10 protein-coding genes are annotated in these 14,300 nt (G+C 62.4%); 8 read left to right on the top strand and 2 right to left on the bottom strand.

From position 1 onward, the window contains the following. Positions 1-88: 88 nt before the first annotated feature. From AC1D1P_RS04070 to AC1D1P_RS04090, 5 genes are all read left to right on the top strand, one after another. The gene (locus AC1D1P_RS04070; RefSeq protein ID WP_477672159.1) at positions 89-1,378 is read left to right on the top strand and encodes an ABC transporter substrate-binding protein; all 1,290 of its coding nucleotides are present in this window, start codon (positions 89-91) and stop codon (positions 1,376-1,378) included. A 138-nt stretch (positions 1,379-1,516) separates the two neighbouring features. Next, positions 1,517-2,506, top strand: a complete 990-nt coding sequence (locus AC1D1P_RS04075; RefSeq protein WP_477668577.1) for a carbohydrate ABC transporter permease — start codon at positions 1,517-1,519, stop codon at positions 2,504-2,506. Between the two features lie 10 nt (positions 2,507-2,516). Next, complete coding sequence (locus tag AC1D1P_RS04080) at positions 2,517-3,572, top strand: carbohydrate ABC transporter permease (protein ID WP_477672160.1); 1,056 nt, start codon at positions 2,517-2,519, stop codon at positions 3,570-3,572. A 14-nt stretch (positions 3,573-3,586) separates the two neighbouring features. Then, positions 3,587-4,588, top strand: coding sequence for an ABC transporter ATP-binding protein (locus tag AC1D1P_RS04085; protein WP_477672161.1), 1,002 nt, complete (start codon positions 3,587-3,589; stop codon positions 4,586-4,588). Between the two features lie 33 nt (positions 4,589-4,621). Then, on the top strand, positions 4,622-7,036 hold the full coding sequence (locus AC1D1P_RS04090; RefSeq protein WP_477672162.1) for a TIM-barrel domain-containing protein: 2,415 nt from the start codon (positions 4,622-4,624) through the stop codon (positions 7,034-7,036). 556 nt (positions 7,037-7,592) lie between these two features. Here the strand turns inward: AC1D1P_RS04090 and AC1D1P_RS04095 are convergent. Beyond that, complete coding sequence (locus AC1D1P_RS04095) at positions 7,593-8,498, bottom strand: LysR substrate-binding domain-containing protein (protein ID WP_477668573.1); 906 nt, start codon at positions 8,496-8,498, stop codon at positions 7,593-7,595. Between the two features lie 176 nt (positions 8,499-8,674). Here AC1D1P_RS04095 and AC1D1P_RS04100 point away from each other — a divergent pair, with 176 nt between their 5' ends. The 3 genes from AC1D1P_RS04100 (at position 8,675) to AC1D1P_RS04110 (ending at position 12,513) form a co-directional block, all read left to right on the top strand. Further along, complete coding sequence (locus AC1D1P_RS04100) at positions 8,675-9,649, top strand: Bug family tripartite tricarboxylate transporter substrate binding protein (protein ID WP_477668572.1); 975 nt, start codon at positions 8,675-8,677, stop codon at positions 9,647-9,649. Between the two features lie 105 nt (positions 9,650-9,754). Next, entirely contained in the window at positions 9,755-11,182 is a 1,428-nt protein-coding gene (locus AC1D1P_RS04105; RefSeq protein WP_477672163.1) for an MmgE/PrpD family protein, read from the top strand. A 182-nt stretch (positions 11,183-11,364) separates the two neighbouring features. Beyond that, positions 11,365-12,513 (top strand): ABC transporter substrate-binding protein, encoded by a 1,149-nt coding sequence (locus AC1D1P_RS04110; protein ID WP_477672164.1) that lies wholly within the window; start codon positions 11,365-11,367, stop codon positions 12,511-12,513. A 49-nt stretch (positions 12,514-12,562) separates the two neighbouring features. Here the strand turns inward: AC1D1P_RS04110 and AC1D1P_RS04115 are convergent. Next, the coding region (locus tag AC1D1P_RS04115) for a methylmalonyl-CoA mutase family protein (protein WP_477672165.1) at positions 12,563-14,300 on the bottom strand (1,738 nt) is incomplete at its 5' end.

Here is a 14,300-nt window from a genome sequence, read left to right on the forward strand (position 1 = left end):
GGGCGTTCCCTGCGCCGGCGGCCGGCGCGCATTCCTGAAGCCGACGACCGATCGGCCCCATCCTTCCTTTTTCCAGAAAGAGACAACCATGAACTTCCAGCTTCGTTTTCTCGCCAGGCGTGCCACGCGCGCCGGCCTCCTGGGTGCCGCCGTCGCCACGCTGGCCACCAGCGCCTTCGCCGACATTCGCGTCATGTGCTACCAGGACGGCAATGAATGCGATGTCGCGGCCGACCTCATCAAGCGTTATGAAGCCCAGAACGCTGGCGCCAAGGTGATCCTTGACGTGGTGCCCTACAAGACGGTGGTAGAGCAGCTGCCCGTGCAGCTCGCGGCGGGGCAGGGACCCGACATCGCGCGTGTCGCCGAAATCGGCGGCCTGTCGAAGAACTACATCGACATCAGTGCCTATGTGAAGGACCGCAAGTACTGGGAAGACAACTTCGGGAGCACCTTGCCCTGGATGCGCAACAAGGCGGGCGACAAGGGCATCTACGGTTTCCTGTCGCAAATGACCATGACCGGCCCCTTCGTCAACAAGACCTTGTTTGAGCAGGCCAAGGTGCCGATGCCCGGCCCCARGGCCACCTGGGAAGAGTGGGCCGATGCGGCGCGCAAGGTGGCCAAGGCTACGCAGACCCCGGCCGCCATGGCCTGGGACCGTTCGGGCCACCGTTTCGCCGGCCCCGCCGTCAGCTATGGCGCGAAGATTTTCGACGCCAAGGGAAACCTCACGGTGGATGCCGGTTACAAGACCGCCGTGGGCAAGTTCGTTGCCTGGCACAAGGACGGCACCATGCTCAAAGACGTCTGGGGCGGCTCGGGCGGCTCCAGCTATGCCGACGCGGTGGGCGAGTTCAAGAACGGCCGCGTGGTGATGATCCTGTCAGGTTCATGGCAGATCAACCGCATGCAAAAAGAAATCGGCAACGCCTTCGACTGGGTCGCCGTGCCCAACCCCTGCGGTCCCGCCGCCTGCTCGGGCATGCCCGGCGGCGCGGCCTGGGTGGCGCTGAAGACCACCAAGTCCCCGAAGGAAGTGGGCCGCTTCCTGGATTTCATGGCGCAGGAAGCCAACGTCGCTGAATTCGCCTCACGCACCAACAACATCCCGGCCCATGCCGGCGTGGCCAAAAAAGGCGTGAGCTATCCGACTGCCGGCCCTGCGGCACAGGCCGCGCTGGGTGTGTTCAGCAGCGGCACTGCCACCATCGCGCCGCCGGCCTACGCGCTGCAAGGCTACAAGTACAACCGCGCCCTGATGCTGCCGACCGTGACCCGGGTCACTCAGGCCATCGTGGGAGAAATCAGCGTGGACGAGGCCGTGACCAAGATCGGCACCGACATGGCCGAAGCGGTAAAACAAGCCGAAAAATAGGCACACCCCCGTGGCGCGCACTTCGTGCGCGCCTCCCCCCTTGCAGGGGGCGACACCYGCGGCCTGGCGGAGCCAGTTCCGCGGTGTACCTGGCGTAAGGCAATGTGCTGGTGGCGTCATACATAGATCGGAGTCGGTATGTCGGTTTTCTCAGCTTTCCTGGGCTTTTTGTTCAACCTGTTCGAGCCGGTTTTCCGGCTGGGCCAGAGATGGCTGGGTGCTTCGCGCATAGGCTGGCTCTTTGTCGGGCCCAACCTGGTGGTGATCAGCCTCTTCACCTTTTTGCCCATCGTGGTGAACCTGGTGTATGCGGTGACCGGCGGGGTGAACCTTCTGCCCACGCAACGGCCTTTCACCGGGCTGGAGAACTTCGCCATCCTGCTTGAATGCCGCGACTACACCGACCTGCAGACCTGCCGCACCGACATCTTCTGGCGCTCCATCGCCAACACGGTGAAGTTCAGCCTGATCCAGGTGGCCTTGATGGTGTTCTTCTCGCTGGTCACGGCCCTGGTGCTGAACCGGAAAATCATAGGCCGCGGCTTTTGGCGTGGCGTGTTTTTCTACCCGGTGCTGCTGTCGCCGGTGGTGGTGGCGCTGATCTGGAAATGGCTGCTGCAAAGCCAGGGCGTGTTCAATGCCGGCCTGGTGGCCATGGGCGCCTCACCGATGGACTGGTTGCTGGACCGGCACTGGGCATTTTTCTGGGTGGTGGTGGTATCCATCTGGGCCCACATGGGCTTTTACACACTCATTCTGCTGGCCGGCCTGCAGGCCATCCCGAAAGACGTTTACGAAGCCGCCGAGATGGACGCCGCGCCGCCGTGGCGTGTGCTCAGGCGCATCACGCTGCCGCTGCTCATGCCCAACCTGATCGTGGTGCTGGTGCTGGTGATGATCCGCGCGGTGCAGAGCTTTGACGAGGTGTTTGTGCTCACCGGCGGCGGCCCGGGCTCGGCCACCACCTTCATCGTGCAGTACATCTACCAGACCGGTTTTGCTGAACAGATCCACCTGTATGGCCTGGCTGCCGCGGCCTCGCTGATCCTGGCCGCCGGCCTGATGGCCCTGACGCTCGCGCAGCTGCGGCTGTCCAAAGCCGGCGAGGCCGGAAAAATCAGGAAGTAAGGAAAAAGCGATGGCCAATTTCTTTACCCGTACCCAGGGTCACAAGCACGGCGGCACCCGCCTGCATTGGACCGACTGGGTCTCCTACGCCTACCTGCTGGCAGGCCTCATCGTGATGTTCGGCCCTGTGCTGTGGCTCGTGATGTCGTCGTTCAAGACCGAAAGCGCGCTGAGCCAGTTCCCGCCGACCTTTCTGCCCTACAGCCAGAAAGAAGCCGTGGTGGCCGGTTACGACAAGCCCCTGCCGCTGTTCCGCGCCAAGGATGAGCAGGGCAACATCCGCGAACTGGCCCAGGTGCGCCGCATCGGCCTGGTCGCCACCATGGTCGACCCCGCGGCGCCGCAGACCGAACTGCGCGTGAACATCAACGACCGCAAACCGGTGAATGAACTCAAGTTTGCCGGCGGCAACTACACCGAGCTGTTCGGCAAGTTCGCCTTCGGCACTTACCTTTGGAACAGCGTGTTCATCACCGTGGTAGCGACCATCCTCACGCTGCTGTTCAATTCGATGGCGGCCTTCGCGCTGTCCAAGTACCAGTTCACCGGGCAAAAGACGGTGTTTGTGCTGATCATCGCCACGCTGATGATTCCGCCCACCATCATTTTGGTGCCGGCTTTTCTGGTGATCTCGGAACTGAACCTCTTGAACAACCTCTGGGGCGTGATCCTGCCCGCGGTGGCCACGCCCACGGGCGTGTTCCTGCTGCGCCAATACATGCTGACCATTCCTGACGAGCTGCTCGAGGCCGCCCGCATGGACAACGCCAGCGAGTGGCGTATCTACTGGAAGATCATCCTGCCCCTGGCTGCGCCGGCCATGGCGGTGCTGGCCATTTTCTCGTTCATGTGGCGCTGGAACGATTTTCTCTGGCCGCTGATCGTGTTGTCCAAGTCGGAGCACTTCACCTTGCAGCTCGCGCTCAACGCCTTCCAGGGCGAACTCAACACGCAGTGGCACTACCTGCTGGCGATGACCGTGATCACCCTGATTCCGATCACCCTGGTCTTTGCCTTTCTGCAGAAATACATCGCCACCGGCATTGCCAGCGCCGGCGTCAAATAAACCGAGGACTCTCCGTGGCCACTCTTGAACTTGCCAGTGTCGTCAAAACCTTTGACAAAATCACCATCATCCATGGCGTAGACCTGACCGTTTCCGACGGTGAATTTGTGGTCTTCGTCGGCCCCTCGGGCTGCGGAAAATCCACGTTGCTGCGAATCATCTCGGGGCTGGAGCCCGCCAGCAGCGGCGACATCTGCATCGACGGCAAGCGTGTCAATGACGTGAGCGCTGCGCACCGCGGCTGCTCCATGGTGTTCCAGTCGTATGCGCTGTACCCGCACATGAGCGTCTACGACAACATGGCCTTCGGCCTGGAGAACCTGGGTGTGGCCAGGCCGGTCATCGAAAGCAAGGTCAATGCCGCCGCCGCCATGCTGCAGCTCACGCCGCTGCTGCAGCGCAAACCCACCCAGCTCTCCGGCGGCCAGCGCCAGCGCGTAGCCATAGGTCGCTCCATCGTGCGCGAACCCAAGCTTTTCCTGTTCGACGAGCCGCTGTCCAACCTCGATGCTGAACTGCGCGTTTCCATGCGCGCCGAGATCCGTGACCTGCACGCCCGCTTGGGCGCGACCATGATTTACGTCACCCACGACCAGGTCGAGGCCATGACCATGGCCGACAAGATCGTGGTGCTGCGCGCCGGCCGCATCGAGCAGGTTGGCTCGCCGCTGGAGCTGTATAACCAGCCCTGCAACCAGTTCGTGGCCGGCTTCATCGGCAGCCCGCGCATGAATTTCGTGCCGGTGGCGCAGATGCCTGGCGCCAGGCCCGGAGCCCACACCGTGGGCATCCGGCCCGAACATGCGCAACTGTCCAACGACGGCCCGCTGCAGATGAAGGTGTCGCAGGTCGAGCAACTGGGAAGTACCAGCATTCTGCATGGCCACGTGGTGCCTGACGCGCCTTTTGAAATCATCCTGAGCGGGCAGACCAACATCCAGCGCGGCGACACCGTCAAGGTGACCGCACCCGCAGAGCACCTGCATTTCTTCGACCAGAACGGCTTGCGTCTTTGAACCTGCGCCACCCGAAACATTGACCAGCCGACCATGCGCCTTGACCAAGCTCCCACTTTCGCCCTGCAATCGCGCAGCGGCAACCACCTCGTCCTGAACAGCACCAGTGGCGCCACGGCGCACATCTGGGTGCTCGAAGAAGACATCGTTCGTGTGCTGGTGCTGCCGCAAGGACGGCTGCAGATGCCGCGCAGCTGGACCGTGGCGCCTGGGCTTGAAAATTTGCCTGTTGAAGGCCGCGACCGCTTCGACGTGAGCGGCTTTTCGCTGCCCGCATTCGAACTCAAGGAAGAGGGCTCACAACTACAGATCACCACAGGCGCCRTGCGCCTGACCATCGCGCTCGAAGGCTTCTTTTGCCGCTGGGAAAGCCGGCAACAGGGCCGCTGGCAGGCCACCGCCGCCGACCGTTCCACGCAGAGCTACAACTTCGGCTGGTGGGACGAAAAGGTCTACCACTACCTGCAGCGCGAACGCGGCGAAGCCTACTTCGGCCTGGGCGAGCGCGCCGGCGACGCCAACCGTGCCGGCCAGCGCTACCGCATGTGCAACCTCGACCCCATGGGCTACAGCGCACGCAGCACCGACCCGCTGTACAAGCACATCCCGTTCTACATCACGCGCAAAGGTGGTGAAAAAGACGCCGGCCTGTGTTTCGGTTTGTTCTACGACACCTTGTCCGATTGCAGCTTCGACATGGGCCGCGAGATGGACAACTACCACGGCCACTACCGTTACTTTGTGGCCGACCATGGTGACCTGGATCTGTATTACATCGCCGGTGACGACCCGGCCGCCATCACGCGCCGCTACACCTGGCTCACCGGCCGGCCCATCTTCCCGCCGCGCTACGCGCTGGGTTATTCAGGCTCGACCATGAGCTAYACCGACGCGCCCAATGCGCAGGAGCGCATGGGCGAGTTCCTCGAACGCTGTGAAGAGCACGACATTCCCTGCGACTCGTTCCACCTGTCGTCGGGCTACACCTCCATTGGCCCGGGCCGCTACGTCTTCAACTGGAACCGCGAGAAGTTTCCCGACCCTGCGGTCTTCGTGCAGAGCTACCTCGACCGCGGCGTGCGCCTGGTGCCGAACATCAAGCCCGCGCTGTTGCGCGACCATCCGCGTTTCGAGGAAGCCCGCCAGGCTGGCCTTCTTGTCAACGACCCGGATGGCCAGCCCACCGCCATACAGTTCTGGGACGGCACAGGCGCCTACCTTGACTTCACCAACCCCAAGACCATCGCTTGGTGGAAGAAGCAGGTGACTGAGCAGCTGCTCGAATACGGCATCCCCGCCACCTGGAATGACAACAACGAATACGAGATCTGGAGCGACAAGGCGCTGGCCCACGGTTTCGGCGCGCCGCGTCCCGCGCGCGAGGTGCGCCCGCTGCAGACCCTGCTGATGATGCAGGCATCGCACGCCGCGCAGTCCGAGTTCGCGCCCGCGGAGCGGCCCTACCTGGTGTCGCGCTCAGGCGCCGCCGGCATGCAGCGCTATGTGCAGACCTGGTCGGGCGACAACTACACGGCCTGGGAAACGCTGCGCTACAACATCCGCATGGGCCTGGGCCTGGCGATGTCGGGCGTGTCCAACACCGGGCACGACATAGGCGGTTTTTCCGGTCCTGCGCCGGGGCCCGAGTTGCTGCTGCGCTGGGTGCAGCACGGCATCTTCCTGCCGCGCTTCAGCATCCACTCATGGAACGACGACGGAACCGTCAATGAGCCCTGGATGTACCCCGAGGTCACGCCCCAGGTGCGCGAGTTGATCCGCCTGCGCTACCGGCTCATGCCTTACCTGTATGACCTGGTGTGGCGTTACCACCGCGCCTACGAACCCATCATCCGGCCGACGTACCACGACTTCCCGGAAGACACGCACTGCCTGGAAGAAAACGACGACATGCTGCTGGGCGCACATTTGCTGGTGGCCTCGGTGATCGAGCCCGGCCAGACCGAGCGCCGCGTGTGGCTGCCCGGCACCGGCGGTTGGTACGAGGCGCACACCGCGCGGTACGTGAAAGCCGGCCAGCGGATCACGCTGAATGCGCCGCTGGATGGCTCGCCCCCATTGCTGGCACGCGAAGGCTGCGCCATACCGCTGAATCTGGGAGAAATCCATTTCGCAGCGGTCGAAGATCTGCGCGGCTTCCAGGTCTTTCCCCATCAGGGTGCGGGAAGTTTCGAAGCAAGCTGTTTTGAAGACGACGGCCATAGCCAGGCCTGGCGTAGCGGTGCTTATGGGCAGTGGCGCCTGCGTGTTGATTGCACCGAGCAAGGCCTGCGCATCGCGGTGTTCCGTGAGGGCGCACAGCCGCCTGTGCAAGACAACCTGGTCTTGCTGTTGCCGGCAACAGAGCAACGCCCGCTTAGCTTTGACGGCGGGGCGCTGGTGCAGGATCAGCTCGAAGGCGCCTGGAGGCGGCTGACGCTGAAGCTTTGACCCTATACGAGGGAAATGTGTCCTGGGCCGCTGCGATCCCGGGCAGCGGATCACCAGCCTTGGCGGTATGCCGTGACGGTGAAACACGATGGCCGGAGTTCTGGCACGTCCTTTGCATGCTGTCCTGCAGTGACGACAATTCACTACGGAAGGCTTCAAATGTTGGCCCTTATCATGCGACCCCTTGCATCTGTCGGCTTGGCGGCCGCTTTCACCACAACCGGCCTACATGCCTCAGACGCTGCCGCCGGCCGCCCGGTCAGTCCAGTCAGCCAAACGCAAACCCTGCGTGTGCCGGACCACCATGTCAAACCGGTCAATGCGGCCAAAACCAGGGCCGAGGCAAAACGCACGCTGGGTACGAATCCGTCGATGCCACTTTGGGAAGGCCCCTGGGGTCCTCACCATTGAGGTGGACTTCGACGGAATTTGTGACTTGGCCCATTGCACTCTCCGGCGTCTCTGGTGTGATTGGCCTGGAGCGGCAACTTCGCGCGTTGATCAGTCTCCTGGCCCACGCCGCCTCCGCCTCATTCAGCTGGACACCGCCGGAGCCTCAAGGGGCAGGCGGCGACTGGCTCGTCAACCATTGGCGCAGTGATTGGATTACGGGCGCCTTGGCGCGCTCGTTCGTCGTCACCAGAAAGTAACTGCGCGGCGAAATAAAGGGCTTGTCATTCAGCTTGACCAGGCGCCCGGTCTGCAGCGCCGATGCGCTCACATAGTCCGGCGCCAATGCGACACCCAGACCGGCCTCCGCTGCCGTCAATGCAAGCGACAGCAGACCGTAGTGGGCACCCGGCATCGGGACTTCTACAGACGCGCCCAGCTGCCGCAGGTAGGCCGGCCATGAGTTGGGCACCATGCTCTGGTGCAGCAAGGGCAGCGCTGCCATTTGTGTGCCCGTCAGCGGCGCCGCCAGCCGGCTCAGCGTGGGCGCCGCAAGAGGAAAGGAGTGCAGGGGGTGTAGCAGGTCGGCCACGCAGCCGGGCTCCGGCCCTTCGCAGTAGACGATGGCCGCGTCCAGCCCCGAGTCGCGCATGCTGATGGGCCCGGTATGCGTGGCCACGTCCAGCTGGATCTGCCGGTGCGCGATGGCGAAGGCGCACAGCCGTGGCATGGCCCACAGCGTGCCAAAGGTGGTGGGCACGGACAGCCGCAGTATCTTGCCTGGCATGGAGCCCATGGACGCGGCGATGGTCGCTGACTCCAGCTCGTCCAGCAGAGTTCGCACCCGCCGCAGGTAGCTGGCACCGTCAACCGTCAGCTCCATCCCGCTAGTTGTGCGCCGGCACAGTGCAACGCCGACAAAGCCCTCCAGGTCCGATAGCTGGCGGCTCACCGCGCTTTGCGTCAGACCCAGTTCATCGGCTGCGGCAGTGATGCTCAAGCGCCGTGCAATCACCTCGAAGGTGTTGAGGTTGACGATGGAGGGCAGGTGGCGCTGCGTTGGATATTTCATGGCGGTTACGGCCATTATTGGCATGGCATCCGTTCGCCCGCAATGAAAAAGGCTATGCAGGCATGAAATAAATGCAGGGGGGTATGCGTTTATTCCGTTGGACAGGCCGGCGCGCATGTCAGATATTCAGGGCGCCGCAGTGGGCGGCCCCTCAAGAACAGAAGTTGGAGTCACAGATGTCGAAATTTCAAGCGCGCCTTGTACTGCTGCTGGCGGCGGCCACGCTGGCTGGCACCGCCCTGGCGGCGGATTGGCCCGCCACCCAGCCTATCAAACTGATCGTGCCCTCGGCCGCCGGCGGCACGCCCGACCAGACCAGCCGAAAACTGGCCTACTACCTTCAGGACAAACTCAAACAAGCGGTGATCGTCGAGAACCGCCCCGGCGCGGCAGGCACCATTGCCATGCAGGCGGTGGCCACCGCCAAGCCCGACGGCTATACGCTGGGCTTCGGCAATATCGTGACCATGGCCATCAACCGCAGCCTGATTTCCAAGATGCCCTACAACCCCGATAAAGACCTGGCGCCGGTGGCCGTGCTCTCGCAGGTGCCCAATGTGCTGGTGGTCCGCCATGGCCTGCCCATCGCCTCGGTGCGTGAACTGGTCATCTATGCCAAGAGCCACCCGGGCAATCTGACCATGGGTTCCGGCGGCAACGGCACCACCAGTCACCTCAGCGGCGAAATCCTCAAGGAAAAAGCCGGCATCAGCTTCAGCCACATTCCCTACCGCGGGGCCCCGCAGGCGCAGACCGACCTGATCGGCGGGCAGATCGACTTCATGTTTGACAACCTGCCGTCCATGGTGGGCGCGATCCAGTCGGGCAAGGTGCGTCCGCTCGCGGTTACCAGTAAACGTCGCTCGGCGCTGCTGCCCAATGTGCCGACCATGGAAGAGGCGGGCATTGCAGGCTTCGAGGTGGTGGCATGGGGCGGCATTGTGGCACCGACGGGCACGCCTCGGCCCGTGATCCTGCGCCTGAACCGTGAGATCAACAACTGGTTGCAGGCACCTGCGACCAAAGCCGAATTCGCGCAAGTGGGGCAGGTCGCGCTCGGGGGAACCCCCGAGTTTTTCAAGACGCATATCGACAGCGAAGCCAAAAAATGGGGTGACGTAATCCGCAACGCCGGAGTAAAGCTCGACTGAGCTTGCCTTCTCGCGTAGACCTGCTGCTGCGTGTCTGCCGTTCGTTCCATACCCGGCTGCGCTGATAGGCGCAACCACATACCAAAACAGACCCCAAGGACAAGCATGCTCAGTTCCCCCGTCCCCGCTACCCAGGTTCTCGCGCACTGGGCTGCCACGGTTCCCAATCAATGGGGTGAATCCACCCTGCGCACGGCGGAGCACTCCCTGGAGGACACCATTGCTGCCATGGTGGCAGGTGCTGGGGACCCGGTTTGCGCCTCGGTACGGGCGGGATTGCCTGCCACGGGCCCAGTCCCGGTGGTGGGCAGCAGCACCGGAACTTGTGCCGCCTTCAGTGCRCTGGCCAACGGCACGGCCGCCCATGCGCGGGAGYTGGATGAGATGTTTCTCGTCGCYGGYGGYCATTTTGGCTGCGCYGTGATCCCAGCCATCCTGGCGCAAGCSCACGAGATTGATGCCACGCTCGATGCGGTKCTGGATGCACTGATCGTCGGAAGYGAGGTGATGGCCCGCGTCGGGATGGCGATGGACCGGTCCCATGCCGAAAAAGGCTGGCATGGCACCCAAACCATTGGTGTAATTGCTGCCGCAGCCGCTTGCGCCAGACTGCTTGGGCTGGGAGTCAGCGGGATGACACACGCCCTCAGCTTGGCCGTTTCCATGGCAGCTGGACCCAAGGTCCAGTTCGGCACCGACACGAAACCCGTGCATGCCGGACTGGCGGCGCAAGGTGGTGTGTTGGCCGCATCGCTGGCGGCATCGGGCGTCACCGGTAGCGATACAGTCCTGGAAGGCCCGCACGGGTTTGGCGCACTCTACGCCGGTGGCTCTGCGGCCGACTGGCAGTCCGTGGCTGCGGTCAGTGACGGCCCGCTGGCGATCGACAGCCATGGCCTGGCGTTCAAGCTGTATCCCAACTGCGCGTCCACGCACCGCTGCCTGGACGCATTGCATGCCCTCGCAACCGAACATGGTTTTGGCCCGGAAGCGGTGGAGCGTGTTGAAACCCTGGTCGGGCGCGTCAACCTGGTGAACCTCAAATACCCAGAGCCCCAGGGTCCCCGCGAGGCCATGTTCTCCATGCCCTACGCGGTGGCAACGATGCTCCGTTACGGCACGGTCACGTTGGCCGACTTCACGCCGCAAGCGGTGCATGACGATATGACCCGGCGCCTCATGCCACGCGTCGCAATGCACCTGGACTCGACACGCGTAGAAACCGCAACACAGCTGCTTCCCCACACCACGGCCGTGATCTTGAAGGACGGACGACGCCTGGAGCGTGTGGTTCACCACGCCAAAGGGTCATTCCTGAATCCGTTTTCGCCGTTGGAGCGGCAAATCAAATTCGAGCAATGCACCACGGGCATCCTTCCGGAAGAGCGTTTGGCACCGCTTCGCGACAACCTGGCTCGACCGCAAGGCGTCAAGGTTCGCCAACTGCTGGCGCTGCTGCAGTTCGAAGCCCGGGTCGATGACGGCACGCGTTTCGGCCGTCCACGAGGAGGCGGGTCGAGCCCCCTTCCCTGATCCATGGAATCCAGCCCTGCTCAGGCGGGCCCGAACCCGACGGTTCCCCCGTCCGGATCACAGTCGAAGCGGCGCTGGCAACGGAGAGTCCGCGTTTGGAAATGACCGTGTTGCAGCAGGTTGACAACTGATCGATACCCAAGTCCGTCAGATTCGCGGCACAAAAGGAAGCTCTCATCATCATGCACAACCGTTGTTTATCGTCGGCTTTCGCCAAGGCCCTGATGGCACTGGCCGTGGGGGCCCTTGTGACGGGAGCCGGTCCGGTACTCGCCGCAGAGATCATAGTGGGCCAGGTCGGCCCCATGTCAGGGCCGGAGGCCGGTCAGGGCCGCGCTTACGCCGCCGGCATGCAATTGCATTTCAACGCCATGAACAAGGCCGGCGGCATCAACGGTCATAAGTTCACACTCTTGCGCAAGGATGATGGCGGGAGGCCCGACGACACGGTCACTTTGACCAAGCAGATGATTGCTGAAGATAAGCCGCTGGTCCTGGCCGGCTACTTTGGCGGCAAGAATGTTGCAGACTTGGTGTCTGCGGGAATTTTGGCAAAAGAAAAGATCGCTCTGGTGGGCTACCGTACTTCGGAGATTCAGCCGGACACCCCCTACCTGTATAGCGTGCGGGCAGGCCTGCGCGACGAGATTTCCAAACTCATCGAGCATTTGGCCACCATCGGGATTAAGCGCCTGGGGCTTTTCCATGAGGCTGGGCCGGGCTCAACTGCGGTAATCGCCGCGGCCGAGGAGTCAGCTAGGAAAGTCAGAGCGACGATCGAAGGACGCGCCTCCTACGTCGCCAACACGGTCAATGTCACCGACGCCGTGGACACTTTCATGAACATGCAGCCGCAAGCGATCATCATGGTTTCCAGCGGGTCTGCTGCGGCTGGCTTCATTGAGAAGTACCGTATTGCAGGTGGCGCGGCTCAACTGCTTTCGCATTCGGGCGCCGACATCGAGCAACTCTCGAAACGACTGTCTCCGGAGCAGATGCAAGGTGTGGCTATCGCCCAAGTGACGCCAAGTCCGTACAAGGTCTCCAGTCAGCTAGTCAAGGAATTTACTGAGACCGCTGCCAAGACACCCAACCTGGAAGTGCCTGTGAGCTACGCCATGATGGAGGGCTATATTGCCGCTCGCGTCATTTCTGAAGCGATACGCCGCCAAGGCAGCAGGCCCAGCCGCGAGGGGAGCGTTCTAGCCTTGGACAGCATGAGTAATTTTGACTTTGGTGGTTACTTGATCAGCTTTAAACCTGGACAGCACTCTGGCTCCAGCTTCGTCGAGTTATCCATCGTCACCAGCTCTGGCAGGATTCGTCAATAGCTCAAATAATTTGCCATTGATCAGTTAGGTAATAGCAGCCCCCGGCGATTTACATATTCCGCCGGTACTGCCCACCCACCTCAAACAGCGCATTGGTGATCTGCCCCAGCGAGCAGACCCGCACCGCCTCCATCAATACCTCGAATACATTGAGGTTCTCAATCACGGCCTGCTGCAGGCGCTTGAGCATGGCCGGTGACTCGTCCGCGTGGCGGCGGTGGAAGTCGCCCAGGCGCTTGAGCTGGTTTTGCTTTTCTTCTTCGGTAGAGCGGGCCAGTTCGAGCTTGTCCTGTACCGCGTCGCCATGCGGGTTGCGGAAGGTGTTGACGCCGATGATGGGCAGCTCACCGGTATGTTTGAGCATCTCGTAGTGCATGGACTCGTCCTGGATGCGGCCGCGTTGGTAGCCGGTCTCCATGGCACCCAGCACGCCGCCACGCTCGGCGATGCGTTCGAACTCCAGCAGCACGGCTTCCTCGAGCAGCTCGGTGAGTTCCTCGATGATGAAGGCGCCCTGTGAGGGGTTTTCGTTCTTGGCCAGGCCCCATTCGCGGTTGATGATGAGCTGGATCGCCATGGCCCGGCGCACCGATTCCTCTGTGGGTGTGGTGATCGCTTCGTCGAACGCGTTGGTGTGCAACGAGTTGCAGTTGTCGTAAATCGCGATCAGCGCTTGCAGCGTGGTGCGTATGTCGTTGAACTGGATTTCCTGCGCATGCAGGCTGCGGCCCGAGGTCTGGATGTGGTATTTCAGCTTCTGGCTGCGCTCGTTGGCGCCGTATTTCTCTTTCATGGCCACGGCCCAGATGCGGCGCGCCACGCGGCCCATCACCGTGTATTCCGGGTCCATGCCGTTAGAGAAGAAGAAACTCAGATTGGGCGCGAAGTCGTCGATGTGCATGCCGCGCGCGAGATACGCTTCGACAAAGGTAAAACCGTTTGACAGCGTGAAGGCCAGCTGGCTGATCGGGTTGGCACCAGCTTCGGCGATGTGGTAACCGCTGATGGAAACGCTGTAGAAGTTGCGCACCCGGTTGTGCACAAAGTACTGGGCGATGTCGCCCATGACTTTGAGGCTGAACTCGGTCGAGAAGATGCAGGTGTTCTGTCCCTGGTCTTCTTTCAGGATGTCGGCCTGCACGGTGCCGCGAACGTTTTCCAGCACCCACTCGCGAATCTTCGCGGCTTCGGTTGCCGTGGGGTTGCGGCCATTGTCCTTTTTGAATTTTTCCAGATTCTGGTCGATCGCCGTGTTCATGAACATCGCGAGGATGGTCGGCGCCGGGCCGTTGATGGTCATGGAAACAGACGTCGATGGGTTGCACAGGTCAAAGCCGTCGTACAGCACCTTCATGTCGTCCAGCGTGGCGATGGAAACGCCCGAGTTTCCGACCTTGCCATAGATGTCAGGGCGCAGTGCCGGGTCGTTGCCATAGAGCGTGACAGAGTCAAACGCGGTGGACAGCCGCTTGGCCGCCATGCCTTCGCTGAGCAGCTTGAAGCGGGTGTTGGTGCGGAAGGGGTCGCCTTCGCCGGCGAACATGCGGGTCGGGTCTTCACCCTCGCGCTTGAAGGCAAAGGTGCCGGCAGTGTAAGGGTAGCTGCCGGGCACGTTGTCAAGCATCAGCCATTTGAGAATTTCGCCGTGGTCTTCGTACTGCGGCAGCGCCACCTTGCGGATGGTGGTGCCCGAGAGCGATTTGGTGGTCAGCGCCGTGCGGATTTCCTTGTCGCGGATTTTGACCACGTATTCGTCACCGGCGTAGGCGGCCTGCATGTCGGGCCAC

This window comes from Polaromonas sp. P1_E1_2 (genome assembly GCF_056406035.1).